The sequence below is a fragment of the Leisingera methylohalidivorans DSM 14336 genome (assembly GCF_000511355.1).
Taxonomy (GTDB): Bacteria; Pseudomonadota; Alphaproteobacteria; order Rhodobacterales; family Rhodobacteraceae; genus Leisingera; species Leisingera methylohalidivorans.
In genome coordinates, this window is the sequence record NC_023135.1 from 1,384,329 (window position 1) to 1,409,721 (window position 25,393).

Genomic DNA, 25,393 nt, shown 5'->3' on the forward strand with positions numbered 1-25,393 from the left:
TGTTAAAGCAGCGCTTCAATCGCCTCGGTCGGGCGGCCGATCACCGCCTTGCCGCCTTTAATGGCAATCGGGCGCTCGATCAGGATCGGATGCGCGGCCATGGCGGCCAGCAGATCCTCCTCCGGGCTGTCCTTCGCAAGGCCCAGCTCCTTGAACACCTTTTCACCGGTCCGCATCATTTCCACCACCGGGACGGCAAGCGCGGCCTGCACGGCCTTCAGTTCTTCGACCGAAGGGGCATCCTCCAGATAAATCCGCGTCTGAACTTGCACGCCGCGTTCTTCGATCAGCGCCAGCCCTGCGCGGGATTTTGAGCATTTGGGATAATGCCAATAGGTGATCACAGCCAATCCTTCCGTTTTGTTCCAACCGCCTGCGCGACGTTGTCAAATCCGTCCCGTGCCAGCAACCCGTCCAGTCCGCGGGCAATATCACCGGCCAGCGACAGCCCGCCATAGACCATCGCCGTATAGAACTGCACGGCGCAGGCCCCGGCGCAGATCTTGGCATAGGCCTGCTCGGCTGTGCTGATGCCGCCAACGCCCACCAGCGGCACCTTGCCGTCCAGCAGTTCCGACAGCTGCGCCAGCACGCGGGTGGATTTCTCAAACAGAGGCGCTCCGGACAGCCCGCCGGCCTCGCCTTTGTGCACGCTTTGCAAACCATCGCGCGACAGGGTGGTGTTGGTGGCGATCACCGCATCAATGCCGCTTTCAACGGCGACGGCAGCGATGTCTTCAATCCCCTCGCGGTCCAGATCCGGGGCGATCTTCAGGAACACCGGCACCCGGCGGCTCAGGCCGTCACGGGTTTCAACAACCCCGGCCAAGAGCGCCGACAGGGCCGCCTTGCCCTGCAAGTCGCGCAGTTTCTCGGTGTTGGGGGAGGACACATTGACCGTCGCAAAATCCAGATGCGCACCGCAATGGGCCAGCACCTTGGCAAAATCCGCGGCGCGATCCTCGCTGTCCTTGTTGGCGCCAAGATTCAGCCCGATGACGGCATCCCGCGGACGCTGCGCCAGCCGGGCGCCGATTGCCTCCATGCCCTCGTTGTTGAAGCCGAAACGGTTGATCGCGGCTTTGTCCTCGGTCAGGCGGAATAAGCGCGGCTTGGGGTTGCCAGGCTGCGGGCGCGGGGTGGCGGCGCCAACCTCGATGAAGCCGAAACCGGATTTCGCCAGCGGCGTCAATGCCTCGGCGTTCTTGTCATAGCCCGCCGCGAGGCCGACGGGGTTCGGCAGATCAATCCCCGCCAAAGAGGTTTTCAAACGGGCAGAAGTCACCGGGCCGGGCGCAGGCGCCAGCCCCAGGGTCAGCGCCTTGACGGACAGGCCATGGGCGGTCTCCGGATCAACCTTGTGCATGGCGGCCAGCGCCAGTTTCTCGGTCAGCTTCACGCCATTTCCTCCGGGAACTGATGCACGCCATCGGCCAGCGGCAGCGGCTTGGCCCAGACCACATCCGCCATGCGGATGTTGCGGAACAGATGCGGGAACCTGGCGCCGCCGCGGGAGACCTCCCATTTCAGGTCATCGCCCATGGCCTCTGCATCACAGGCCAGCAGGGTCAGCCCCTCGGCGTCGGCAAAATGCCTGGCCGCGGTCTCTGCCGCCTGGGTTGCAGTGGAAAAATGGACATAGCCGTCTGCCACATCAATCGGCGCGCCCCGGGTTTCGCCCTGGGCCTGCAGTGCGGCCCATTCGTCCGCCCGGAAAATCTTGTAAATCAGCATGCAGGCCTGATGCCCTGCGATTGCGGATGAATCAAGGGGGATTGGCGTTCGCAAGGCGCGGCGCCACCGGGATTGCTGACGCGAGGAGATGCACAAGCCCTGCTTTTCCCCTTTGACGGAGCCAGGCTTTGGGCGCAGGCTCTTTCCAAAACAGAACACGGGAGCGCCCCTAATGATTGCACGGATTCTCACATCGGTTGCAGCCTTGGTCCTGGCCGCCGGCGCGGCGGCGGCAGACTACAGGCTGACCATCCTGCACACCAACGATTTTCATTCCCGGTTCGAGCCGATCAGCAAATACGACAGCACCTGCGATGCCGAGGATCAGGCCGAGGGCAAATGTTTCGGCGGCACCGCGCGGCTGCTGACGGCGATTGCCGAAGCGCGTGCGCGGGCAGAGAACACGATCCTGGTGGATGGCGGCGACCAGTTTCAGGGCTCGCTGTTCTACACCTATTACAAGGGCAAGGCCGCGGCCGAGTTCATGAACCAGCTCGGCTATGACGGCATGACTGTCGGCAATCATGAGTTCGACGACGGCCCCGAAGTGCTGCGCGGCTTCATGGACGCGGTGGGCTTTCCGGTGCTGATGTCCAATGCCGATGTCTCGGCCGAGCCGGCGCTGGCGGAGGTGCTGAAAAAATCCACGGTGATCGAGCGCGGCGGCGAAAAGATCGGCCTGATTGGCCTGACACCGGAGGACACCCACGAGCTGGCCAGCCCCGGCAGGAACATCACATTTTCCGATCCGGTGGCAGCTGTGCAGGCCGAGGCGGACCGGCTGAGCGCAAAAGGGGTGACCAAGATCGTGGTGCTGAGCCATTCCGGTTACGGCGTCGACCAGCGGGTCGCGGCGGAAACCACCGGCGTTGACGTGATCGTTGGCGGCCACAGCAACACCTATCTGTCCAATATCTCGGATAAGGCGGCGGGGCCGTACCCAACCGTGGTGAACGGGGTGCAGATCGTGCAGGCCTATGCCTATGGAAAGTTTCTGGGGGAGCTGAACTTGACCTTTGACGACGCGGGCAACGTGATCCGTGCCGAGGGCGAGCCGCTGATCATGGATGCAGCCGTCGCCGAGGACACGGCCACTTTGGACCGCATTGCTGAACTGGCCAAGCCGCTGGATGAGATCCGCAACAAGGTGGTGGCGGAAATCGCCGCACCGGTTGAGGGCAGCCGGGACGTCTGCCGGGTGCAGGAATGCCAGATGGGCAATCTGGTGGCCGACGCGATGCTGGACCGCGTGCAGGATCAGGGCGTGACAATTGCCATTGCCAATTCCGGCGGGATCCGCGCCAGCCTGGATGCCGGCCCCGTCACCATGGGCGAGGTGCTGACCATTCTGCCGTTCCAGAATACGCTGTCGACCTTTGAGATCACCGGTAAAACTCTGGTGCAAGCGCTGGAGAACGGGGTCAGCCAGGTGGAAGACGTCAAGGGCCGCTTTCCGCAGGTTGCAGGCCTCACCTTCAGCTGGGACGCCTCAGCGGCGCCGAACGCAGGGCGTATCACCCAAGTGATGGTGGCAGAGGGCGGGGGCTTTGCGCCGATCGATCCGGCCAAGACGTACCTTGTGGTCACCAATGACTATGTCCGCAACGGCGGTGACGGCTATGCGATGTTCGAGGGCGGCGATAAAAACGCCTATGACTTCGGTCCGGATCTGGCCGATGTGCTGGCAGGATATCTGGCGGCGCAAGGCCCCTATACCCCTTATACGGACGGGCGGATCACTCAGGTGAAATAGAGGAACTGAAATGGGTCCGCTTCGGTCCCAATGTTTCGCGCGCGAAACATTGGGGCAGGATTGCTTACATATTTTGTTTATTGAATGTTAACCTGTCCGGCTGTCTGCGGGGCGGGCAACCGGGGCGTCGTGCCTTGACGCAGACGTGCGTATCGGTTACTTAACGTAAGTGTTAATTAGTGAAGCTAGAGAGGCGGCCTGATGAAACTTCATGTATTCCCCCCGTCCCCAAACTCCCGCAAAGTTCTGGTTGTAAACAGTCTTTTGGGCTTGGATCTGCCGGTCCGGACCGTGGACCTGCAAGCCGGCGAACAATTTCAGGAAGCATTTTCGAAGCTGAACCCAAATGCCAAGGTGCCGGTGCTGGAGGAGGACGACGGGTCTTCGCTGTGGGAATCCAACGCCATCATCAACCGTCTGTGCACCGACCGGGACACGCCGCTGTGGCCGCGATCGAACCAGCGCTATGACATCATGCGCTGGCAGTTCTGGGAGGGCTGCCATTGGACGCCGGCCTGCAGCAAATTCATCTCGCGCCACCTCTTCGGGCGGGAGGATATCGACATCGAGGCCGCGGCGGAGGACTTCCACAAATACGCCAAGGTGCTGGACGGTCATCTGGACGGGCGCGACTGGCTGTCGGGGGAGACGATGACCACGGCGGATATCTCGGTTGCGGCGATCCTGTGCTACCGCGAGCCCTGCCGATACCCGGTTGAGGGCTACAGCAATATCCTGCGATGGATAGCCGGGATTGAGCGGCTGGAGGCCTGGCAAACAGTCAATCCGGCCCCGCAGGCGGCGGAGTAGAGTCGCAACTGCCCTAGATATGTAGTCTCTGCTTGGCCTTAAGGTTGGGCGGAGCAATGGCAAAAGGGTTTCACCCGCTGCGCAGCCGTGGCAAAATGCGGACTATGGACCACCCGCTGATCGACCTTATCAACGCCCGGATCGAAGCCGCCGAAAAGGACGGCGCCTTTGACAATCTGGCGGGCGCCGGCAAGCCGCTGCCGGACTGCGGCGACCCGGAAAACGCACTGATCAACCGGCTGGTGCGGGAAAGCGGCGGGGTGCCGGAGTTCGTCAGCCTGTCGCGCGAGTTGCAGCGCCTGCGGGCCGAACTGCGCGAGACCGGCGACCGCAGCCGCCGGCTGGAGATCCTGAAAGACATGTCGATGATGGATGCGCGCATTGAACTGGCGCGCAAATCCTACACGAAGTAGTTCGAACTACCCTTTGATTTCAGACCAGACTTCTGGATCCAGACCATCGATAAATGGCGCCAGTACATCGGCGTATTTCTCCCACTTGCCGACCGAACGGCTATGCGCTGCCTGCCTGACCTGCGTGTTGGACAGTGTCAGAACCTGGCCCTTGTGGCGTTCCGGGTGGGCCATGTCCGCGACCCAGTCCAGCCCGCAGAACTCCGCCAGTTTGCGGCTTTCGCTTTCGATGTCAGACACCAGGCTCTCATAACGCAGATCGTGGATCCGGCCCGGCATCACCTGGCGCCAATGCCGCATCAGACGGCCATAGAGGTTGAAGCGGTGCGCCATTGCCTTCAAGTCATAGGCATAGGTGAGCGAACTGCCGGAGAAATAACCGCGCCAGATCGACAGCGCCACGTCGCGCGGATCGCGGCACAGATGCACAAACCGGGCATTGGGATAGGCGGTCAGCAAGTGGCCCAGCAGGCGGTAATTGTCCGGCATCTTGTCAACATAGGCCGCGGTGCCCGCGGGCATTTCAGGCAGCCGGCTGATGTCCTCAGCCGCGAAGTTCCGGGCGGCTGAGGGGGTAAACTCCTGATCCTTGTCCAGGTATGGGTGCAGCAGGAAGGCAGGCACGCCGCGTTCGCCCAGAGGGAAGACTTCGGGGTGCAGGCCGATCACCGTTTCGGTGAGTGTGGTGCCGGAGCGCGGCATCCCCACCACATAGATAGGGCGCGGGCCGTCCGGGGCAGTGTCAGCCGGGCGGATGACCTCCGGGAAAGCCGCCATGATGCGGCTGAACTGGCGTTCGCTGTCCTCGTAATCATAGGGGTTCTGCGCCGCCATACAGGCGTTGGCCTCGTCGTTATGAGCCGCAAAGGCGTGTTTGTCGCCGGACTGGTCGGAGATCCGCGCCAGCGCAAAGCTGACATTGGCCCGGTCCAGCGAGCGCGGCGGGGCGGCTTTCAGCGCCTTTTGCGCCACCGGCAGCAGTTCTGCGTTCTGTTCACGGCTGTTGAGCCGGGCCAGCATCTCCAGCACCTGGCTGTCCTTGGGGTCCAGATCCAATATCGCCAGGCATTGGGCGCGGGCGGCTTCAGTCTCGCCATTGGAGATCAGCTGGCTGGCCAGCCGCCGCCGCGCTTCCAGGTTATCGGGCGCCAGGGCAACGGCCTTATGCGCGGCTTCGGTGGCTTCGTCCTGACGCATGAGGCGGGCCAGCGGCAGGCTGATATTGGTCAGCGCGTCCACGTCATCAGGGTTCAGGCGCAGGGTGGCCTGATAGTCTTCCAGCGCCGCTTTTTCATCGCCCAGGTTCTTCCACGCCATCGCCCGCAACCGCAGCATCCGCGGTTGCTTGCCATCGCGGGCAAGGGCGCCGCTTGCAGTCGCGATGGCTGCCTCGGGATCATTCTGCACCAGCTGCGCCTGTGCCTTCAGGTACAGTGCGCCCTGATCCGCGGGCAGATCGGCCAGCACCCGGTCCAGCAGTTTCATCGCGGTCTCGCCCTGCTGCAGGAACAAAAGCGTCTGCGCCAGGTTCTTGCGGGCATCATGAAACCCGGGCGCCAGAGCCAGCGCCTTTTTGAAATGCGGCACCGCCTCGCGGTGTTTGCCGAGACCGGACAGGGAGATCCCGGCAATGTTGGGAAAATCCGGCTGGCTCTTGTGCCGCTTCATCCCGGCCTTGGACTGTTTCAGCGCCTGTTTGAACCTGCCCTGATTGAGAAAGCCGAACGCTGCCTGGAGGTCGTTCTGAAGGGTCATGTGGCCTATCCGTCTCTTAATGTCAGGGCAGCTGTTTCCCGGATGTGCGCAGGCTCTTTGCGCGGGGGCAGTCCTGGTTTAGAAAATCAGCATGTGCGGACGATTTGCCATAACCCTGCCCACGGATGCAATGGCGCAGCTGTTTGCGGCGCAGCCTGCGAACAATCTCCCCAGGGTGCCCGACTTCAATGTCTGCCCGACCAGCCTGGTGCATGCGGTGCAGGCAGGCGAAGCCGGGCGGCAGCTGGTTGCCATGCGCTGGGGGTTCCTGCCGCATTGGTACAAGTCTGAAACCGCCGGGCCGCTGCTGATCAACGCGCGCGCAGAGACGATTGCGGAGAAGCCCGCATTTGCCGCAGCCTGCCGCGAACGGCGCTGCCTGATCCCGGCCACGGGGTTCTATGAATGGACCAAAACCGCCGGCGGCGCCCGGCTGCCCTGGTACATCCACCGCAGCGACGCAGCCCCTTTGGCCTTTGCCGCAATCTGGCAGAGCTGGGGAGCGGAACACCCGGTCAAGACCTGCGCCATTGTCACCACGGCGGCAAATGAGGCGCTGTCGTCCATTCACCACCGGATGCCGTTGATTCTGGAGCCGCAGGACTGGGGCGGATGGCTGGGCGAAGAAGGGCCGGGTGCTGCGCGGCTGATGCAGCCGGGGGCGGCGGGCATCCTGGATTTCCACCGGGTGGATCCGGCGGTGAATTCCAACCGGGCCGAAGGGCCGGAGCTGATTGAACCGCTGGAGGACAGCGGCATCCCGCGCGGCCGGCTGATCTGAGGCTACCCGGCGGCCTCGCGCGGCGGCAGGTCGCGCTGCGGCGCGCGGCTGAGGCCGTTGGCGGCGATGGCGGCCTTTTGCAGCAGGGCCACAAAGGTTTCCTGTTCTGTCTCCGTAAGGCCCGTCAGGATACCCGGCTGGGCGGCGCGTACAACCGGCAGAAGCCGTTTAAGCAATGCGTCGCCTGCGCCGGTCAGGCTGACCTCGCGCGCGCGCCGGTCCGCCTTGCAGATCCTGCGTGCCACCAGACCCTTTTCCACCAGCCGGTCGACCACCTTGCCCAGGGTGGCCCGGTCATAGGCAATCAGCCCCGCAACCGAGGCCTGGTCGATGCCGGGGTGGCGGTGGATTGCGGCCATGGCGGAAAACTGCACCGGGGTAAGGTCGGTGCCTTCCTCGGCCATCCGGTCCATGAACTGGGCCACGGAGACCTGGTGCAGCCGCCGGATCAGGTGCCCGGGCAGGGTGTGAATGTCCAAAGGGTCGCTGTCCATGGCCTTCTGGTCCTTGCCGTTCTTCTGGTGCCGTTCTGCGGCTGCCGGCTGTCTGTCTGCGGGGCTGGCCGCCGTGACTGCCTTACTGCCCCGTGCGCAGTGCGCGCAAGTTTTATTGCCGCAGCTGCGGCAATTGCGGCTTTTCCTTGCCCAAGGGGCGCGGTAGAGCAGGGGTATGGCACTGAAATTCACCTCTCTGCAAGACTTCTATGCCCATGGCTATGACACCGTGATTGATGTGCGCAGCCCGGCGGAATATGCCGAGGACCGCGTGCCGGGCGCCATCAGCCTGCCGGTGCTGGATAACGCCGAGCGGGCAGAGGTAGGCACCATCTATGTGCAGGACAGCCCTTTCAAGGCGCGCAAGCTGGGCGCGGCGCTGGTGTTCCGCAATGCCGCAAACCACATCGAGCAGCGCCTGAGCCATCATGAGGGCGGCTGGAGGCCGCTGGTCTACTGCTGGCGCGGCGGTCAGCGGTCGGGGTCCTTCACCTGGATGCTGCAGCAGATCGGCTGGCGCGCCGAGGTGGTGGAAGGCGGTTATCAAAGCTACCGCCGTCTGGTGAATGCGGCGTTGTATCAGACTGCGCTGCCGCACCGGCTGGTGGCGCTGGACGGCTATACCGGTTCCGCCAAGACCGAGGTGCTGAAACGCGCCGGGCAGCTTGGCGTGCAGGTGCTGGATCTTGAGGGGCTGGCCAATCACCGCGGCTCACTGCTGGGGGACATGCCGACGCCGCAGCCGTCGCAGAAGGGGTTCGAATCCGCCCTTGCCGGCGCAGTGATGCAGCTGGACCCAAGCCGCCCGGTGCTGGTGGAGGCCGAGTCGAGCAAGGTGGGCCAGCGGATTATTCCGCCCTCCGTCTGGGCAGGGATGAAGCAGGCGCCGCGGATCGAACTGCAGGTGCCGGCTGCGGCCCGCTGCGGCTATCTGACGGCGGCTTATGACGATATCCTGTCAGACGCGGACGGTCTGCGCGAAAAGCTGGCGCCCCTGCGCGCCTATCGCTCGGGTGCGGTGGTGGACGGTTGGTTTTCCCGCATCGCCGAGGGCGACAAGGCAGGGCTGACCAAGGCGCTGATGGCCGAGCATTACGACCCCGCCTACCGCAAATCCCGCGCGGCCATCGGCGCAAAGGTTGCTGCCATTGTCGAAGCCGGCGCGCTGGATGACGCCGGGCTGGACGCTGCAGCAGCCGCGGTCGCCAGGATCATCTCCAGTCTCTGACCGGCGATGCTCCCGCCTGTCGCAGGCGCATCAAAGATGCTCCCGCTCCCGTTGGGCGTAGCGCTGCGCTGACGCGCAGCGGGTCTCCGGCAGGCGTATTTCAGACCAGAAAGAAACCTGGGAACAAGCGGACGTCCCTGGCATCTTTCTGGTTGCCTGTACTGCGGGGTGAATTGGCCGCAAGGCCAAGAGGGGCTGGCCCCTTGCCGCAGCAGAAAACCTTAAACGCTCAGGATGATGGCGCCGTGGTTTGAAGTCACCCTGCCAATCAGCGCAGCCGGGTATCCGGCCAGGCAGAGCCGGTCCAGCAGGTCCTGCGCCTGATCCGCAGCCACCGCTGCCAGCAGCCCGCCTGCGGTTTGCGGATCGAACAGCAGATCCTGCCAGCCGGTGGTCCTCAGCGCGGGCACGGCAGCCTGATTTGACGGGAACAGCGAGGACCGGATGCCGCGGTCGGCCAGCTCTGCCGCGCCTTGCATCAGCGGGATTTTTCCGGTGAAGATTTCGGCCCCGGTTCGTGATGCTTCGCAGAGGCCGAGAAGGTGGCCGATGAGGCCGAAGCCAGTGACATCCGTCATCGCATGGGCGTTTTGCAGAATGCGGGCGGCGGCGCCTTGCGGCTGGCTCATCCGGTCCAGCGCGGCGGCGATCCACGCGCCCTTTGCCTCGCCCGCCATCTCCGCGGCCATCAGCACGCCGGAGCCGATGGGTTTGGTCAGGATCAGCGCATCGCCGGGTTCAGCTCCGGTCAGGGTGATCGCCGGGCGGCGGCACAGGCCGGTGACGGTGAAGCCCGCCGTCAGCTCATCCCCCAAGGAGGTATGGCCGCCGATGATGGCGGCGCCGGCGTCCTGCATGACCTCGGTTGCGGCGGCCATGATCTCCTGCAGGGTGCGGGACTGCAGTGCCGGCGACATCCGCGGCAGGATCAGGTTGGCGGTGGCGGCCTGCGGATCCGCACCCATTGCCCAGATATCGCCAAGCGCATGCACGGCTGCGATGCGGGCCATCATCACCGGGTCGTTGCAGAAGCTGCGCAGATGGTCGGTGCTGATCACCTGCTGCGCGCCGCCAGTGGTCAGCAGGGCAGCATCATCGCCGGGCAGCGGGGTGATGTCCGGGCGGTCCGCGGCTTTCAGCCCGGCAAGGGTGCCCAGCAGTGCATCCCGCCCGACCTTTGCGCCGCAGCCGCCGCACATGGGTTTGTCGCCAAGTGCCGTGTCCATGCCCAGCGTGTGTTCGGCGGGCAGGTCCGGCGGGTCCATGGCGGGCAGGTCGCGGAATTTCTCCATGAAGGCCTGGTCGATGCGGTCTTTCCAGGTCCACATCAGGGGGCCTGCCAGAGTGGCGCCGAAGCGTTCGCCCAGGGCGTCTTTGCGGCCCATCGAAATGAGCTTCAGGTAGTCCTTTTGCGGGCGGTATTTGCGCAAGGGGTCGCCGGTCAGGACGCTGCGCAGGTTGTGGTACAGCACCGGCGCCTGGCGCACCGCGTAAACGCCCGCTTTGGGGCGCGGAGCAAATTCCATATGGGCGCAATCGCCGGCGGCAAAGACATTGGCGGCGGAGCTTTGCAGGGTTTCACTCACCCGGATGAACCCATTCTGCAAGGCAAGGCCGCTGGCGCTGAGCCAGCCGTAAGGGCGGGCCCCGGCGGCGCCGGTGGTGAACTCTGACAGCACCTCGCGCCCGTCCTGTAGGACGATATGGTCCGCTTCGATCCGCAAAACCCTGACGTTTTCTTCCAGACGCACGCCGTGTTCGACCAGCGCACGGCGCAGCCGGCGGCGGGCCTGTTCACCAATCGTGCGCAAGGCCGCGTCGCTGTCGATCAGCGTGGCCTGGGCCAGGCGGCCGCGGGCTTTGAGGGCAAAGGCCATCGCCAGGATCAGCTCCGCCCCGGCGACGCCGCCGCCGATCACCGCAACATGGGCTGGGGTGCTGCCCTCGCGGAAGGCGGCCCATCGGGCGGCGAAGCGGCCCAGCGGTTTGGCGGGGATGCCGTGTTCGGCAAAACCCGGCAGGTCCGGCATGGCGGAGGTGATGCCGACATCGACTGAGGCCGCATCATAGGCAATCGGCGGGCGGCCCGGCACATGCACCAGCTGGGCCGCAGTGTCGATATGGTTTGCCGCGCCCAGCACCACGCGGGCACCGGCAAAGCGGGCGAGGCGCACCAGATCGATGTCCAGATCCTCGCGCGGATAATGCCCGGCCACGTAACCGGGCAGCATGCCGGAGTAGGGCGCTTCGGGACCGGGGTTGATGACAGTCAGCCGGGCGCCGGGCAGGGGCCGCATGCCCCATTTGCGCAGCACCAGCGCATGGGTGTGGCCGCCGCCGATCAGCACCAGATCACGGGTCAGGGGAAATCGCGAAGAATCCATGTCATGTCCTGCCTTTGCAGCGGTCCGGACGGCGCACCAAAGCGGACCTTATTGCGGGGTGTCCGTGCGGGTTGCGGTCTTGCGTTCCCCGTCCTCCGGCGTGTCATGGGTGGCCCAATGGTCATCCTCGCCCGCCGTGGGCATGGTCTCGCGGCTCTCCTGCCGGTGAATATGCACCTTGGCAATGAAATTCGCGGTGACCGGTGCGGTCAGGAACAGGAACAGCGTGATCATCAGTTCATGCACCGAGAAGTATTTCTCAAACGCTGCAGCATGCAGCATCGAGGCCAGCAGCACGCCGCCGACGCCCAGGGTGGTGGCCTTGGTCGGGGCGTGCAGGCGCGACATCGGATCGTTGAGTTTCAGCAGCCCGAAGGAGCCGACAATGCCAAAGATCCCGGCGATCACCAGGAAGGCGGCAACAAGGAGTTCTAACAGGCTTTCCATATGTCTCCCCTATTCGATGATATTGCCGCGCAGGATAAAGCGCGCATAGGCCACGGTGGAGACAAAGCCGAGCATGGCAATGATCATTGCAGCCTCGAAAAAGATCTCGGTTCCCAGCGCCAGGCCGTAGAGCACCATCAGCGCGATGGCGTTGATGAACATGGTATCCAGCGCCAGGATGCGGTCGGCCACATCCGGCGCGGTGACGATCTTCCAGAGGTTCATCAGCATCGCCAGGGCAAAGCAGGCAAAGGCAAAGGTCGAAGCGCTTTCGATCATTCGAAAATCTCCATCAGCCGGCGCTCGTAGCGCTGTTTGATTTCATCCCGCACCGCGTCCGGGTTGGGCGCATCGAGGCAGTGAACAAGAAGGGCGTGGCCTTCGTCCGAGACATCCGCCGACAGGGTGCCCGGGGTCATGGTGATGGTGCCGGCAAGGGCGGTGATCGCCTCGGGTGTTTTCAGGTCAAGCGGGATGGTGATCCAGTTCGGCCGGCGGTCGGCATTGGGTTTGAACAGCACGATGCGGGCGACGATGATATTGGCCTGCACGATGTCCAGCAGCACCACCAGGATATATTCGGCGATTTTCAGCGGGCGGCGCAGCAGAGGACGGTTGGGCCAGTAGGGCTGGGTCACGAACGGGATCAGCACGCCCAGCATGAGGCCGAAGACCAGCGAGTTCAGAGACCAGCTATTGACCAGCAGGAGCCAGGTCAGCGTCAGCAGAAGCGTGAGCAGGGGGTGCGGGAACAGCCGCCGGACCAGTTTCATTTTGCGGGCCTCCCCAGCACAGTTTCGATGTAGGCGGTCGGCGCATAAAGCTGCGCCGCCGTGGCCTCGGCATAGCGGGTGGCGGGACCGGCAAAGACGGTGAGCGCCACCAAGCCGCCGAGCAGGCCGAAGCAGGCCACAAAGGGCAGCTGCGCCGGTCTTGCGGCCAGGTCTTCCAGCGGCGGTTCCTCGCTGGTGTCGGTGTCCTGCGGCGGCAGGCCGTGGCCTTTCCAGAACAGCAGCGAGCCTGCGCGGGCCATGCCGATGATGGTGATCAGGGAACCGGTCAGGATCACGGCCCAGATCCAGGGGGCCAGATCAACGCCGCGGGTGGCATCCAGCACCAGCAGCTTGCCCAGGAAACCCGACAGCGGCGGCATCCCCGCAAGGGCGATGGCTGCAGCAAAGAACAGCGCCGACACCAGCCCGGTCTGCGGCATCGGCAGCTGCGCTAGGATCCAGGGACCCTGCCGTTCGATCACCAGATCGGCAACCAGGAACAAGAGCGCCGCAGCCAGGGTCGAATGCACCAGATAATACAATGCAGCTGCCGCGGCGGACGGGGTGAACAGCGAAATTGCAATCAGCAGCGTGCCCATCGAGGCGATTGCGCCAAAGGCCGCCAGCCTGCCCAGCTTCTTGGAGCCGAGGACGCCAATGGCGCCCGCGCCAAGCGTCAGCAGCGCCGCGGGCATCAGCCAGGCCTCGGTCAGGCCGGCGGTGGCTTCAACCTCCGGGCCGAAGACCAGTGTGTAGAAGCGCAGAATCGAATAGGCGCCGACCTTGGTCATGATCGCAAAGAGGGCGGCAACCGGCATCGGCGCATTGGCATAGGCCGAGGGCAGCCAGAAGTGCAGCGGCAGCAGCGACGCCTTGATGGCAAAGACCAGCAGCAGCATCACAGCACCAACGCGCAACAGGGCGGTGTCCTCGGCCGGGATCTGGGCCACTTTCACCGCGAGATCAGCCATGTTCAGCGTGCCGGTCACCGCATAAAGCGTGCCGAGTGCAAACAGGAACAGGGTGGAGCCGAGCAGGTTGAACACCACATACTGCACCCCGGCCTGAAACCGGCGGGTGCCGCCGGAGTGGATCATCAGGCCGTAAGATGCGATCAGCAGCACCTCGAAGAAAACAAACAGGTTGAACGCGTCGCCGGTCAGAAAGGCGCCCATGATGCCCATCAGCTGGAACTGGAACAGCGCGTGGAAGTTGGCGCCGCGGGTGTCCCAGCCGGAGCCGATGGCATACATCAGGACGGGCAGGGCCAAGAGCGAGGTCAGCACGATCATCATCGCCGACAGCCGGTCCAGCACCAGCACGATGCCGAAGGGTGCCGGCCAGTCGCCCAGCTCATAGACCTTGACGGTGCCGTCCAGCGCCTGTGCGGCCAGGGTCAGCGAGATGGCGGCCAGCAGCACCACGCTGGCCAGCGAGAAGATCCGCTGCAGGTCCAGATGATGGCGCACCGCCATGATGATGAAGGGGGCCACAAGGGCGGGCAGCACCACCGGGGCGATCAGAAGGTGGTCGATCATGCGTCGTCTCCTGCGCCTTCGGGCTCAACCGGCATGGCGGTGCGGTCATCGCGCGACGACAGATACGCCCCCAGCGCAATCATCACCACAACGGCGGTCATGCCGAAGGAGATCACGATGGCGGTCAGCACCAGCGCCTGCGGCAGCGGGTCGGTATAGGCGACCTCTTGATACTTGTTGAGGATCGGCGGCGCGCCGGTTGCCAGCCGTCCGGTGGCGAACAGGAAGACGTTGACTGCATAGGTGATCAGCGACAGGCCGAGGATCACCGGAAAGCTGCGGCGGCGCAGGATCAGGTAAATGCCGGCCGCCGTCAGGATGCCCACGGCAGAAGCGACGAGAAGTTCCATATCTATCCCTCCGTCCCGGTCTTGTCCGCGTCATCGCGCGCCGGGTTGATGTCCATCGCGTGTTCGGAGCTGATGCCCGGCTGCCAGGCAAAGCGCGACAGGCTTTCCAGTGCCAAAAGCACGGCGCCGACCACCGCCAGGAAGACGCCGAGGTCAAAGAGCGCGGCGGTGGCCCATTCGAATTCCTCCAGCGGCGCCCAGTGGATGTAGCCGAAGGCGCTGGTCAGGAACGGCATGCCGTTGAACCAGGCGCCCATGCCGGTGGCGGCGGCGATCAGCACGCCGGAGCCGATGATGGCATGATAGGGGAAACGCTGGCGCTCGGTCGCCCAGGCAAAGCCGGACGCCATGTATTGCATAATGATGGCGATCGCGGCGACCAGGCCCGCGATAAAGCCGCCGCCCGGCAGATTGTGGCCGCGGAAGAAGATATAGGCCGCAACCATCAGCGCCAGCGGCATCATCACCCGTGTTGCCACCACCATCATCAGCGGATGCGCGTCGCCCGCCTGCGGCAGGTCCGGCGTGCGGTTCAGAAGATGGGCGCGCACACGGCTGTTCAGAACCGCCTCGGTCAGCGCATAGATCACCATGGCGGCGATGCCCAGAACGATGATCTCGCCAAAGGTGTCATAGCCGCGGAAATCGACCAGGATCACGTTCACCACATTGGTGCCGCCGCCGCCTTTGTAGGAATTGGCGAGGTGGAAATCGGAAATGGTCGGGAAGGCAAAATCGCGCATCAGCAGCGCATAGATCAGACCTCCGGCCCCCAGGCCAGCCACCACCGAAATTGCGCCATCGCGGATCCGGGTCAGCACCGGGGTTTCGACCGGGGTTTCCTTGGGCATGAAGTTCAGCGCCAACAGCAGCAGGATGATGGTCACCACCTCGACCGAGATCTGGGTCAGTGCCAGATCGGGCGCCGACAGGTAGTTGAACGACATCGAGACGACCAGCCCCACAACGCCGATCAGCACCAGCGACAGCAAGCGGTTGCGGTGCTTGGCGACGATGAACAGCGTCGCCACCACCAAGGAAAACCAGCCGAGGACTGGCAGGAGCCCCGGCTGCTGCACCACGCGGCTCGGTGCCCCCAGCGTGCCGCCCTGATAGGCGTAATAGGCGATGGCCACAGTGAAGGTGACCATCACTGCCGCATAGCGGGTGAGCACACCGTTGTGCAGCCCTTCGGTCACGCCCTGGCTGAGGCGGGTGAAGGCATCGGTCAGGGTCTCGAAAATGACCTTGGCTTCGGGGCGGGGCAAGGCGTTCCAGATCCGCTGCAGCGGTTTATGCAGCGCCAGCAGAACGGCGCCGCCCAGCACGGCGAACAGGGACATATACAGCGCCGGGGTCAGCCCATGCCACAGTTTGAGCGAGTAATAGGGCAGCTTCTCACCGCCGATCACCGCGCCTGCGGCAGTGGCCACCAGCGGGCCTGCAACCTTGGCCGAGGCGAGGCCGATCAGCACCACCAGACCCACCAGGAAGGCGGGGCCCATCCACATTCCGGTATTGGGGTCATGCGGGTGGCCGGGGTAGTCGTCGCGCTTGGGGCCGAGGAACACATGGGCGATAAAACGGAAGGAATAGGCCGCCGAGAACAGCGCCGCCGCCGTGGCCAGTGCAGGGATCACCAGATGCGAGCCGTTCCAGATTGTGTGGGCGGCTTCCTCGAGCATCATTTCCTTGGACAGGAAACCGTTCAGGGGCGGGATGCCTGCCATCGACAGGGCTGCGAGTGTGCCGATGGTGAAGGTGACCGGCATCAGGTAGCGCAAGCCGCCGAGGCGTTTGATATCGCGGGTGCCGGCCTCGTGGTCGACAATGCCCGCGGTCATGAACAGCGCCGCCTTGAAGGTGGCGTGGTTGATGATGTGGAACACGGCGGCCACCGCGGCAATCTTGGTGCCGAAACCGAGCAGCATGGTGATCAGGCCGAGGTGGCTGACGGTGGAGAACGCCAGCAGCGCCTTAAGGTCATCCTTGAACAGCGCAATCACAGCACCCAGCAGCATGGTGACAAGCCCGGTTGTGGCTACGATGTAGAACCACTCCGGCGTGCCGGCCAGCACCGGCCACATGCGGGCCATCAGGAACAGGCCGGCCTTAACCATGGTGGCAGAGTGCAGGTAGGCCGACACCGGGGTCGGCGCGGCCATCGCATGGGGCAGCCAGAAGTGGAACGGGAATTGCGCCGATTTGGTGAAGGCCCCCAGCAGGATCAGGATCAGCGCGGGCAGATACAGCGGCGAGGCCTGAATGGCGGCCTTGTTCTGCAGAATCACGCTGAGGTCGTAAGACCCGGCGATATGGCCCAGGATCAGCATCCCCGCGATCATCGCCAGCCCGCCGGAGGCGGTCACCGTCAGTGCCATGCGGGCGCCCTGGCGGCCTTCGGGCAGATGCTTCCAATAGCCGATCAGCAGGAAGGAACTGAGGGAGGTGAGTTCCCAGAATACCAGCAAAAGCAAGATGTTGTCGGAGAGAACGATGCCGACCATCGCGCCCTGGAACAGCAGGAGATAGCTGTAGAACTGGCCCATCGGATCTTCGCGCGACAGGTAGAACCGGGCGTAAAGAATGATCAGCAGGCCGATGCCCAGGATCATCGCAGCAAACAGGAAGCCGAGCCCGTCGAGGAAGAAATTGGCATTCAGGCCCAGTGCGGGCAGCCAGTCGACGGAGGCGTGAACAGTTTCGCCCCGGAACACCGCCGGGATATGCAGCATCAGCCCGATAAAGGCGAGCAGGGAGGTCAGACCGGCGGCGGAGGCTGCCGCATTGCGTCCCGCGCGGATCAATAGCGCTGGGAAGACGGCTCCGAGAAAAGGCAGGGCCGCAATCAGGAATAGGGACACGTGCAGGTCTCCTGTCGGGTTGGCGCGTCGTTTTTTGGATCAGTGCTAAGCAATTTTCTTGCCCAGAACCACCCCCGCCGGCCCGGTTGCGGCAATAATGACGCAGGCCAGGGGGGATTTCTTACGCTCGTTGGCGCCATAAATGGGCAGTGTCTGTCCAATAACAAGAACTTGACCGGCGGTATCGGCGCGTTTCTGGTGATTGCAGCGGCTTGGCCTGCTAGATTGCCGGGCAAGGGCCCGGTTCCGGGCCGCCTGGAGAATGGGAGGCGCGGCTGCATGGCGGTGCAGAATGACACAGGCAGGCGCGGCGTGTCCCGCCGTCTGGCGCTGCTGGGCGCTATCGCAGCGGCGGCCGGTGCGGGGATCTGGTGGCAGCGGCGCCAGCCTCCGGACCATGACCGCCCGCGGCTGACGGCGGCCGAAGCCTTTGCCCAGGCGCAGGCCGGCGAGATAACTCTGGTGGATATCCGCACACCGCAGGAATGGCGCGCTTCAGGCGTCCCGGTCGGCAGCCATCAGATCGATATGCGGCGCAAGGATTTCATCGCAGCCCTGCAGGCCGCGGCGGGACCTGGCCGGGCAGCACCGGTGGCGCTGATCTGCGCCCGCGGGGTGCGTTCGGCGCGGCTGACACTGGCGCTGGCACAGGCAGGCTACAGCAATGTGATGGACGTGCCCGAGGGCATGCTGGGGTCCGGTGCAGGACCCGGCTGGATTGCCGGCAATCTGCCAGTGGCCCGGTGGGAGGGATGATGAAGTTATGGAAAACAGGCGCCGCCGCTGCGGTGCTGTCTGCAGTATGGAGCGGTGCTGCTGTTGCGGGCTGCGGGGCTGCGGCAGGCGTCTGCGAGGCGGCAGACGGTGCCTATCATATTGCGCTGCCAACGGCAGTGAAGGACCCGGCGCCGGTGGTGATGTTCCTGCATGGCTATGGCGGCAGCGGCGCGCAGGTTCTGCGCAACACGGCGCTGATCGAGGGGCTGACAGGGCGCGGCTATGCGGTGATTGCCCCCGAGGGCCGCAGCCGCGGCGGCACCGGGCCGCAGTCCTGGGGTTTTGGCCCGTTCACCGAAGGCCGCGACGAGGGCGCATTTTTCGCCGCGGTGCTGGCGGATGCCGCGGACCGGTTCGGCACATCCTCTGCGCAGACGGTTCTCGCCGGGTTTTCCGCCGGCGCCTTCATGGTGCACTACCTGGCCTGCAGCGATCCGGCGGCCTTTGCGGCTTATGCGCCGGTTTCCGGCGCGTTCTGGCGGCCGCAGCCTGAGACTTGCAAGGGGCCGGTGCGGCTGCTGCAGGTGCATGGCTGGCGCGACGGCGTGGTGCCGCTGGAAGGCCGGATCCTGGGCGGCGGACGCTGGGAGCAAGGCGATGTCTTTGCCGGGCTGGAGGTTTGGCGGGAAGCGAACGGCTGCACGTCGCACGCGCCGACCACGGCCTTGCGCAAGGACGGCCTGCTGCGCCGCCGCTGGGACTGCGGGCCGGGGGCAAGGATTGACCTGGTGCTGTTTGACGGCGGCCATACGCTGCCCAAGGGCTGGGCGGGCCTGATGGCGGATTGGTTCGAGGATGAACCGGTGGTGCGCTGATGCAGCGGCTGTGTTCGCAATGAGCAGAGCGCTCCCGCCGTTTTGAGAGAGAATCAGAGATTTCCATCAAAGCGTTGGGCCAGGCAGCGCGCCCTGCGGGCGCCGGGCCGGCGGTTGAGGATTGCAGTGGATCGCCGCGCAACCGCGCCGCGCGTCAGTGCGGCGCCTGGCCCAAGGCTGACAGGGGCGGCCCGGCGCAGCCGGGGCACCCCGCAGGCGCGGGAGGTCCCGGCTGACTGGCTGGTTTATTCCGCCGGGGTGCCGCGGGCGCCACTGCCGTCCAGCAGCGCCTTCAGGTCGGCACGCGCCACGCGGGCGGCGCGGGTGATCTGGGGTTCGCTGAACTCCTCCCGCGTCGCCATCCAGTTGCGGATGCGGTTCACGGTCTTCACCCCGGACAGCGCCGAAAGCGGCACCGCCAGCACCAGCGACAGCGCAATCGGCGCCAGCCACAGCGACACGGTGCCGGACAGGATCCCGGCCCAGAGCGCCACGCCGCTGACGGTTTCCAGCGCATGGCAGGTGATCAGCGTGCGCAAGGAGTAGCTGCCGCCGTCGCGGGCCTGCGGTTCCCAGCCGCGCTGCAGGCCCAATGCGGTGCGGAACACCGCGATCATCTGCTGCACCATTAGGATCGGCGCATAGAGGATCGCCAGCAGCACTTCGGACACGAAAGACAGCGCAAAATGCACCGGCCCGCCGTATTCCGAGAACCGGCTGCCGGTCAGCGGCAGCGCCATTGCGGCCAGCATCTTGGGCGCCAGCAGCATGGCGTAGATCAGCAGGATCACCAGAACATGCTTGGGTTCCGACATATCCGGCCAGCTGGGGCGGAAGGGGTTGGCCTCGCTGAAATAGCTGATCACCGAGGCTTCCTCGCTGCGGCCGATCACGGCCCAGAGCACCAGGAGGGCAAACCACACCGGCGCCATCAAATAGCCGATTGCTCCGGCAAACAGGTGAAAGCGCGAGATTGCCCGGAAGCCCTTGGCATGCAGCAGGTTGAGGTGCTGCAGGTTGCCCTGGCACCAGCGCCGGTCGCGCAGGATGTGGTCGATCAGTGTGGCCGGGGTTTCCTCGTAAGAGCCGCGGATGCGGGGCAGGAAGCGCACCGACCAGCCGGCCCGGCGCAACAGGCCTGCCTCGACGAAATCATGGCTCATGATCAGTTTGCCGCCGCCGCCAAAGCGCGAGCGCAGCAGCGGCAGGCCGGCGCAGGCGGCAAAGGCGCGGGTGCGGATGATGGCGTTATGGCCCCAGTAGTTGCCTTCGTGGCCGGCCCAGCGGGCCAGGCCCTCGGCCAGGGCGAGGCCATAGACGCCGTTGGCGAACTGCTGCATGCGGCCAAAGACCGATTGCGCGCCGATGAGCTGCGGATAGCTTTGGATCAGGCCGGCGCCGGGATCACGGGCCAGCGCATCGGCCAGCCGGGCAATGGCGCGGCCGGTCATCAGGCTGTCGGCGTCCAGCACCAGCATCGCCTCGTAATCCGCACCCCAGCGGCGCACCCAGTCGGAGATATTGCCGACCTTGCGCCCCGCGTTATCGGCGCGGCGGCGGTAGTACAGTTCCGTTCCCTGCGGCAGCATCGTGCGCAGCGCCGTGACACTGGCGCGTTCCTGTTCGGCAATCGTGTCGTCTCGGGTATCCGACAGGATGAACATCGCATATTCGTGCTGGCCGCCGCGGCCGTGAAGTTCCTGCAGCATGGTCTGGGCGTTGCCCAGCACATACCAGGGCACCTCGTTATAGACCGGCATCAAAAGCGCCACCTTCATCGGCCGGGCGGGGCCGCGGCCAACGGCTTTTTCGCGGCGCGACAACCCGTAAAGGCCCAGCAGCACAGTGGAGACGGTGAAGGCAATCCAGAAGAAGTTGAAGGCGATCAGCGCCAGCAGCACCAGTTCCAGCAGCGAAAACCCGTCCGCGGTGAACCAGCCCCGCATCACCCAGGTGAGGACACCGGTCGCCAGCATCGCAGGCGAGAAGGCCAGCAGCCGCCACAGCGCCACCTGGCGCGGTGCGGCATCGCCGGGGGCTTCTGCGTCGCGGAAGCCCTTGCTGAAATCCTGCTCCGGCATCGCCAGGGGCTGTTCCGGGGGCATCAGATCACATGCGGTCATGCGGTCCACCTGTAAAGCCAGACTTCGGATGCGGCATTGCCGTTTTTCCTGAGCTGGGCGCGAAGTTCGACGTGATCCCGCTCGCCGGGATCGAAATGAAAGGCGAGCCGCAGACCGCCGGTTTCCGGGTTACGCTGCAGCACGCCCTCGCTGGCCGCCACATGGGGAGAGTGGATGTGGACGTCAAGAGTGTCCGGGCCGCCGTCAAACAGCGGATGGGCATCGAAATCGATGGTCATGATCCGGCCCGGCCCGCCGAAGATCCGCGCGCCCTCGGCAGTGTCGATCACCCGGGGCATCGACAGCACCGGTTCCTCGCCCCAGGTGAGGCGGTAATTCAGGTTCACCTCGGACCCGGCGGCATAGGGTTCGCGCGGGCGCCAGTAGGCGACGATATTGTCGTAGATTTCCTTGTCCGCCGGGATTTCCACCAAGGTGACAGCGCCTTTGCCCCAGTCGTCCCTGGGTTCGACCCACAGGCAGGGGCGGTTGTGATAGTGGGCTTCCAGGTCGTTGAATTCCGACAGTTTGCGCGGGCGCTGCATCAGGCCGAATCCCTGCGGGTTTTCATCGACGAAGGAAGAGACCTGCAGCCGCGTGGGATTGGCCAGCGGGCGCCACAGGGTTTCGCCATTGCCGTTCAGCACCAGAAGGCCGTCGCTGTCATGCACCGCCGGGCGGAAGTCGTCGAACCGGCTGCGGTTGGTGGCATCGAACAGGAACATGGAGGTAAGCGGCGCAAGGCCTGCGTGGCTCAGCTCCGCGCGGGCGAACAGCGTCGCTTCCACATCCATTACGGCGCTGCTGCCGGGGGTGATGGTAAACCGGTAGGCGCCGGTGACAGACGGTGAATCCATCAGCGCATGCACCACCATCGAGCGCTGGCCGGGGGCCGGGGCTTCAAGCCAGAACTCGATGAATTCGGGGAATTCCTCGCCCTCGGGATCTGCGGTTTTCAGCGCCAGCCCGCGGGCTGACAGCCCATAGGCGTTGCCCGTGCCGATGGCGCGGAAATAGCTGGCGCCCTGAAACACGCAGAATTCGGTTTTCTTGCCGGGATCGGCGAGTTCGGTGCGCAGGCGCAGGCCGGAATAGCCAAGGCTGCCTTCGGTCGTCAGGTCAGGCGCCTTGTCGGTTTTGTCGAACAGCGACAGGTCGAAACCAATCCGTTCCGCCACGCCGCCGGTCACCGTGTTGATCTGGACCGCGCGCGGGAAATAAAGCCCCGGCAGGAAAAAATCGACGTTATAGCTGCGGTCGGTCTTGGACCACAGGGCGTCCTTGCTGCGGAACCAGCGGGATTTATAGTCATCATAAGACTGGTCAAGCCAATCCTGCGGCACCGCCGGGCGCTCTGCATAGGGCTTTGCGGCCAGTGCGCGGGCCTTGGCCACCACCGTATCGCGGGTAAAGGGCATCGCATCACTGGCACGGCCCGGCAGCGCAGCCAGGGCGGTGCTGCCAAGCGCGGCGGCGAGAAAGGAACGGCGGGAGAAAGAGCTCATTTCTTGGCTCTCCATGGCTGAGACTTGAACCAGGCGGCGCCGTAAGCGCAACCAATTATTAGGAAAAAGCCAAACAGATTGGCGAATGCCGTGGTCATAACCGCGCGGTCTGTCTGGTCAAGCGCAAAGCCGATGAACCGGGCCAGCGCCATCGAGAAGACAAACACTGCAAGCGATTGCTGGCCGACCTTGGTGATGACCTGGAGCAACACCGACCAGATCCGGGCGGCGGCGGAGGAGCCGGAGGCGATCAGACGCTTGCCGCCTTCCCCCGCGGCGACCCAGCCCAGATAGGCCAGGGCCAGGAAATGGGCATAGCGCAGCAGGCCGAAGTCGGTCTTTTCGCGCCATTCGCCGATGGCATCGCGGCCCGGCAAGATCAGGTCGGCCAGCTCCGGACTGGCGGATTTGACCCAGGTAAAGACTTTCCACGAGCCATAAGGCGCCGACAGGATCAAAAAGGCGGCGGCCAGCACGATCAGCAGCTTGGAGACCGGCGGCTTCGGCAGCCAGCCCTTCATGAAGGCAAAGCCGGTGAAGAACAGCAGCTGCCAGCCGAAGGGGTTGAAGAACCATTCGCGCTCCGACCAGGGTTCTGCGGGCAGCGACAGGCCATCGGGGCCAAGCCCGATCATATAGGGGTTGGCAGTGAGCCAGATCAGGACAGAGGCCATTGCAACGGCCCACAGGCCGATCTTCTCCAGCCCCATCATCAGCGGCATCAGCATCAGCACCACCAGGTACATCGGAAGAATGTCGAAATAGTTCGGCACATAAGTCAGGGTGAACAGCCCCACCAGCTGGGTCATCGGATCCTTGAAGAAATGGCCAAGGTTCAGAGAGTTCACATAGCTTTTCTCGAACCCGCCATACAGGTCGATGGCAGCCACTGAGACGGCAATGAAGACAAACAGGCCGATATGGGCCCAGAACACCTGCCAGCAGCGGAACAGAACACGGGCGGTGCCCAGCCCCCAGCCTTGCCTGGCAAAGGAGCCGCCAAAGGCGATGGCCGAGGCCATGCCGGAGCAGAACACAAAGATCTCGGTCGCATCCGAGAACCCGAAGCGGGCCGGGATCCAGCCGGTCCAGCGGTTGCCCGGGATATGGGCCGCCAGGATGATGAACATGGCAATGCCGCGGTAGAAATCGAGCCGCGGATCGCGCACAGGCGGCTTGGCCGCTTGCGGCGGGGGCGCTGCGCGGTTGGCAGCGCTGGGGTCTTTCTGAGGCCCGGGGAAGGGCGCAACACTGGACATCTGTGGTTTTGGTCCTTGAAGGTCTTATTCTGCGGGGACGCTGGCAGCACCGGGCGGGTTCCGGCCTTCGGCGATCAGGATGCGGCGGGCGAGCGCGTAATTGTCCTCGGTGCCGCCGCGTTTGATCCGGCGGTCATCCAGGATTGCTTCGACCGCGTCAAGCTGGCCTGAGCGGATTCCCGCGTCTATGGTAATGCGTTCAAATACATCGCGTTGCGCGTGGCTGCCGCCGGCCAGCTGCATGCTGCCGCGGGCAGCAGCAAGATGCCTGAAGGCGGACCGGTAGTTGCCGTCGCCGAAGGCTTCCAGGCCATCGGCTGCCGCGCAGCCCGGATCGGCCATGCGGTCACGGGCCTCGGACCCGCCCTCTCCGGCGTCGGCGTGGATCCGTTGGACCAGCTTATGGGCGTCCTCCCTGCGGTGGCCGGTGAGCGCCAGAAGATAGTGCAGGTCGGCAAAAATCAGGCTGCCGTCCTCGGTCCGGTTGGCGCAAAGCTCTGACAGTTCCTCCCAGCGGTTACCGGCATCGACGCCTTCCAGCTCCAGCCGCACCAGTAATGAGGTAGCGTTGGAGATGTCGCGGTAATCGTCGGTCTTGTCCTTGCGCACCTCGGTGTCATACAGCGCCAGCGCCTCGTCCATCTGGCCCAGGTCCAGATGCATCAGCGCCTTGTGCCACCAGACGTGGTAGCGGAAGTTGTTGCAATGGGCCCAGGCCTCCTCGCGGCCGTGCAGCCAATCCAGCCCTGATCTGGCATTGCCGGTCATGTCATGCACATGAGCCACGGCATGCAGGCCCCAGGCATCATCCGGGGCCATCCACAGCGCCTGGCGGCCGGCATTGGCCGCGCGCTCGAATTCGCCGGTTTCCTCCAGTGCAAAGGAGTGGCAGCCCAGAAGGTAGCCGCGGCCCGCGTGATCCGGAGTGTAAGCGGGCATCACTCTTTCAACGGAGGCACGCATTCCTTCCGGGTCGCCAAGGATAAAGCGGATGCCGTGGCTGAGCTTCATTGCCAGAGTGTCCTGCGGGAAGGCGTCCAGAACCTCTTCCATCCGGCGGATCGCCTGGCTGGGCCGGCCCGCCAGCCAGGCTTCCAGCGCATCGGCGTATTTACGCTCGCGCGGCAGGGCAGTTTCGTAATGCGCCTTGGCGTCGCGCAGGGCCGCCTGCGCGGCCGGCAGCAGCTCCCGGCGGCTCAGCATCAGCAGAGACAGTCCCTTAACCGCATGAGCCAAGGCAAAGTCAGGCGCCGATTTCAGCACGGCACCCAGGTGATCGGCAGTCGCTGCGGCGTGGGCCAGAACCCCCATCTGCACGGCATTCCAATCCCGCAGCGCCGCTGCATCGGTCAGGCTGCTGTCTTGGCCGAAAATATCATGCGTCATGGGGGTCCAATCTTTCTCAAATAAAGCGCGGGTTCGGTGTCCTGATGAAAGAGTAGTCCATCGGGTCAGTCCGGGCGAACCCCGCTCGCGGTTTGGTGAAGGCCTGTGTGTGTCTGGTTGCAAAATACGCCGGATGTGTAGGATTTCCGGGGAAATTTATGCAAGCGGAAGGGATTGCGCGCCGCGATAGCACCGCCGTTTTGG

General features: G+C 64.6%; 23 protein-coding genes. 7 read left to right on the forward strand and 16 right to left on the reverse strand.

Annotated features, from left to right (window positions below; translation table 11 throughout):
• Window positions 1–2: 2 nt before the first annotated feature.
• From arsC to METH_RS06940, 3 genes are read right to left on the reverse strand one after another with little or no spacing between them, the layout of a single operon-like run.
• Window positions 3–344, reverse strand: coding sequence for an arsenate reductase (glutaredoxin) (gene arsC / locus METH_RS06930; protein WP_024089722.1), 342 nt, complete (start codon window positions 342–344; stop codon window positions 3–5).
• Entirely contained in the window at window positions 341–1,399 is a 1,059-nt protein-coding gene (locus METH_RS06935) for a quinone-dependent dihydroorotate dehydrogenase (RefSeq protein ID WP_024089723.1), read from the reverse strand. The genes arsC and METH_RS06935 overlap by 4 nt, the downstream gene beginning before the upstream one ends.
• A complete protein-coding gene (locus METH_RS06940; RefSeq protein WP_024089724.1) occupies window positions 1,396–1,734 on the reverse strand; it encodes a DUF952 domain-containing protein in 339 nt (112 codons plus the stop codon). Before METH_RS06940 ends, METH_RS06935 begins: the two co-directional genes overlap by 4 nt.
• Before the next feature lie 172 nt (window positions 1,735–1,906).
• On the opposite strand from METH_RS06940, the gene METH_RS06945 reads away from it, so the two are divergent.
• The 3 genes from METH_RS06945 (at window position 1,907) to METH_RS06955 (ending at window position 4,710) form a co-directional block, all read left to right on the forward strand.
• Window positions 1,907–3,487: a bifunctional metallophosphatase/5'-nucleotidase gene (locus METH_RS06945; RefSeq protein WP_024089725.1), complete on the forward strand. Its 1,581-nt coding sequence runs from the start codon at window positions 1,907–1,909 to the stop codon at window positions 3,485–3,487.
• 201 nt (window positions 3,488–3,688) lie between these two features.
• Complete coding sequence (locus METH_RS06950; protein WP_044008354.1) at window positions 3,689–4,297, forward strand: glutathione S-transferase family protein; 609 nt, start codon at window positions 3,689–3,691, stop codon at window positions 4,295–4,297.
• Between the two features lie 104 nt (window positions 4,298–4,401).
• Window positions 4,402–4,710 carry a DnaJ family domain-containing protein gene (locus METH_RS06955; protein ID WP_024089727.1) on the forward strand — a complete coding sequence of 103 codons (309 nt, stop codon included), beginning with the start codon at window positions 4,402–4,404 and terminating at the stop codon, window positions 4,708–4,710.
• A 6-nt stretch (window positions 4,711–4,716) separates the two neighbouring features.
• Here METH_RS06955 and METH_RS06960 read toward each other — a convergent pair whose 3' ends face one another.
• Complete coding sequence (locus tag METH_RS06960) at window positions 4,717–6,465, reverse strand: tetratricopeptide repeat-containing sulfotransferase family protein (protein WP_024089728.1); 1,749 nt, start codon at window positions 6,463–6,465, stop codon at window positions 4,717–4,719.
• A 91-nt stretch (window positions 6,466–6,556) separates the two neighbouring features.
• Between METH_RS06960 and METH_RS06965 the strand changes: the two genes are divergently transcribed.
• Window positions 6,557–7,246, forward strand: coding sequence for an SOS response-associated peptidase (locus tag METH_RS06965; RefSeq protein ID WP_024089729.1), 690 nt, complete (start codon window positions 6,557–6,559; stop codon window positions 7,244–7,246).
• A 2-nt stretch (window positions 7,247–7,248) separates the two neighbouring features.
• On the opposite strand, the gene METH_RS06970 is transcribed toward METH_RS06965, so the two are convergent.
• A complete protein-coding gene (locus METH_RS06970; RefSeq protein WP_024089730.1) occupies window positions 7,249–7,740 on the reverse strand; it encodes a MarR family winged helix-turn-helix transcriptional regulator in 492 nt (163 codons plus the stop codon).
• 175 nt (window positions 7,741–7,915) lie between these two features.
• Between METH_RS06970 and mnmH the strand changes: the two genes are divergently transcribed.
• A complete protein-coding gene (gene mnmH / locus METH_RS06975; RefSeq protein WP_024089731.1) occupies window positions 7,916–8,968 on the forward strand; it encodes a tRNA 2-selenouridine(34) synthase MnmH in 1,053 nt (350 codons plus the stop codon).
• Between the two features lie 221 nt (window positions 8,969–9,189).
• Here the strand turns inward: mnmH and selD are convergent, their stop codons facing one another.
• Genes selD through METH_RS07010 form a run of 7 tightly spaced genes read right to left on the reverse strand, consistent with a single transcriptional unit; the run spans window position 9,190 to window position 17,324 of the window.
• Entirely contained in the window at window positions 9,190–11,352 is a 2,163-nt protein-coding gene (gene selD / locus METH_RS06980) for a selenide, water dikinase SelD (protein ID WP_024089732.1), read from the reverse strand.
• Between the two features lie 48 nt (window positions 11,353–11,400).
• Complete coding sequence (locus METH_RS06985) at window positions 11,401–11,799, reverse strand: Na+/H+ antiporter subunit G (protein ID WP_024089733.1); 399 nt, start codon at window positions 11,797–11,799, stop codon at window positions 11,401–11,403.
• Between the two features lie 9 nt (window positions 11,800–11,808).
• On the reverse strand, window positions 11,809–12,078 hold the full coding sequence (locus tag METH_RS06990) for a K+/H+ antiporter subunit F (RefSeq protein ID WP_024089734.1): 270 nt from the start codon (window positions 12,076–12,078) through the stop codon (window positions 11,809–11,811).
• Complete coding sequence (locus METH_RS06995; RefSeq protein WP_024089735.1) at window positions 12,075–12,572, reverse strand: Na+/H+ antiporter subunit E; 498 nt, start codon at window positions 12,570–12,572, stop codon at window positions 12,075–12,077. The genes METH_RS06990 and METH_RS06995 overlap by 4 nt, the downstream gene beginning before the upstream one ends.
• Window positions 12,569–14,107: a monovalent cation/H+ antiporter subunit D gene (locus METH_RS07000; RefSeq protein WP_024089736.1), complete on the reverse strand. Its 1,539-nt coding sequence runs from the start codon at window positions 14,105–14,107 to the stop codon at window positions 12,569–12,571. The genes METH_RS06995 and METH_RS07000 overlap by 4 nt, the downstream gene beginning before the upstream one ends.
• Window positions 14,107–14,460: a Na+/H+ antiporter subunit C gene (locus METH_RS07005; protein WP_024089737.1), complete on the reverse strand. Its 354-nt coding sequence runs from the start codon at window positions 14,458–14,460 to the stop codon at window positions 14,107–14,109. The genes METH_RS07000 and METH_RS07005 overlap by 1 nt, the downstream gene beginning before the upstream one ends.
• 2 nt (window positions 14,461–14,462) lie before the next feature.
• Window positions 14,463–17,324: a monovalent cation/H+ antiporter subunit A gene (locus METH_RS07010; RefSeq protein WP_024089738.1), complete on the reverse strand. Its 2,862-nt coding sequence runs from the start codon at window positions 17,322–17,324 to the stop codon at window positions 14,463–14,465.
• Between the two features lie 279 nt (window positions 17,325–17,603).
• Here METH_RS07010 and METH_RS07015 point away from each other — a divergent pair, with 279 nt between their 5' ends.
• A complete protein-coding gene (locus METH_RS07015; protein WP_024089739.1) occupies window positions 17,604–18,080 on the forward strand; it encodes a rhodanese-like domain-containing protein in 477 nt (158 codons plus the stop codon).
• Window positions 18,080–18,916 carry a CE1 family esterase gene (locus METH_RS07020; protein WP_024089740.1) on the forward strand — a complete coding sequence of 279 codons (837 nt, stop codon included), beginning with the start codon at window positions 18,080–18,082 and terminating at the stop codon, window positions 18,914–18,916. The genes METH_RS07015 and METH_RS07020 overlap by 1 nt, the downstream gene beginning before the upstream one ends.
• 245 nt (window positions 18,917–19,161) lie before the next feature.
• Here METH_RS07020 and mdoH read toward each other — a convergent pair whose 3' ends face one another.
• Genes mdoH through METH_RS07040 form a run of 4 tightly spaced genes read right to left on the reverse strand, consistent with a single transcriptional unit; the run spans window position 19,162 to window position 25,189 of the window.
• Window positions 19,162–21,039 (reverse strand): glucans biosynthesis glucosyltransferase MdoH, encoded by a 1,878-nt coding sequence (mdoH, locus tag METH_RS07025; RefSeq protein WP_024089741.1) that lies wholly within the window; start codon window positions 21,037–21,039, stop codon window positions 19,162–19,164.
• Window positions 21,036–22,544: an OpgD/OpgG family glucan biosynthesis protein gene (locus tag METH_RS07030; RefSeq protein ID WP_024089742.1), complete on the reverse strand. Its 1,509-nt coding sequence runs from the start codon at window positions 22,542–22,544 to the stop codon at window positions 21,036–21,038. The genes mdoH and METH_RS07030 overlap by 4 nt, the downstream gene beginning before the upstream one ends.
• Window positions 22,541–23,803: an OpgC family protein gene (locus METH_RS07035; RefSeq protein WP_024089743.1), complete on the reverse strand. Its 1,263-nt coding sequence runs from the start codon at window positions 23,801–23,803 to the stop codon at window positions 22,541–22,543. The genes METH_RS07030 and METH_RS07035 overlap by 4 nt, the downstream gene beginning before the upstream one ends.
• Window positions 23,804–23,827: 24 nt before the next feature.
• Window positions 23,828–25,189 (reverse strand): tetratricopeptide repeat protein, encoded by a 1,362-nt coding sequence (locus METH_RS07040; RefSeq protein ID WP_024089744.1) that lies wholly within the window; start codon window positions 25,187–25,189, stop codon window positions 23,828–23,830.
• Window positions 25,190–25,393 lie beyond the last annotated feature (204 nt).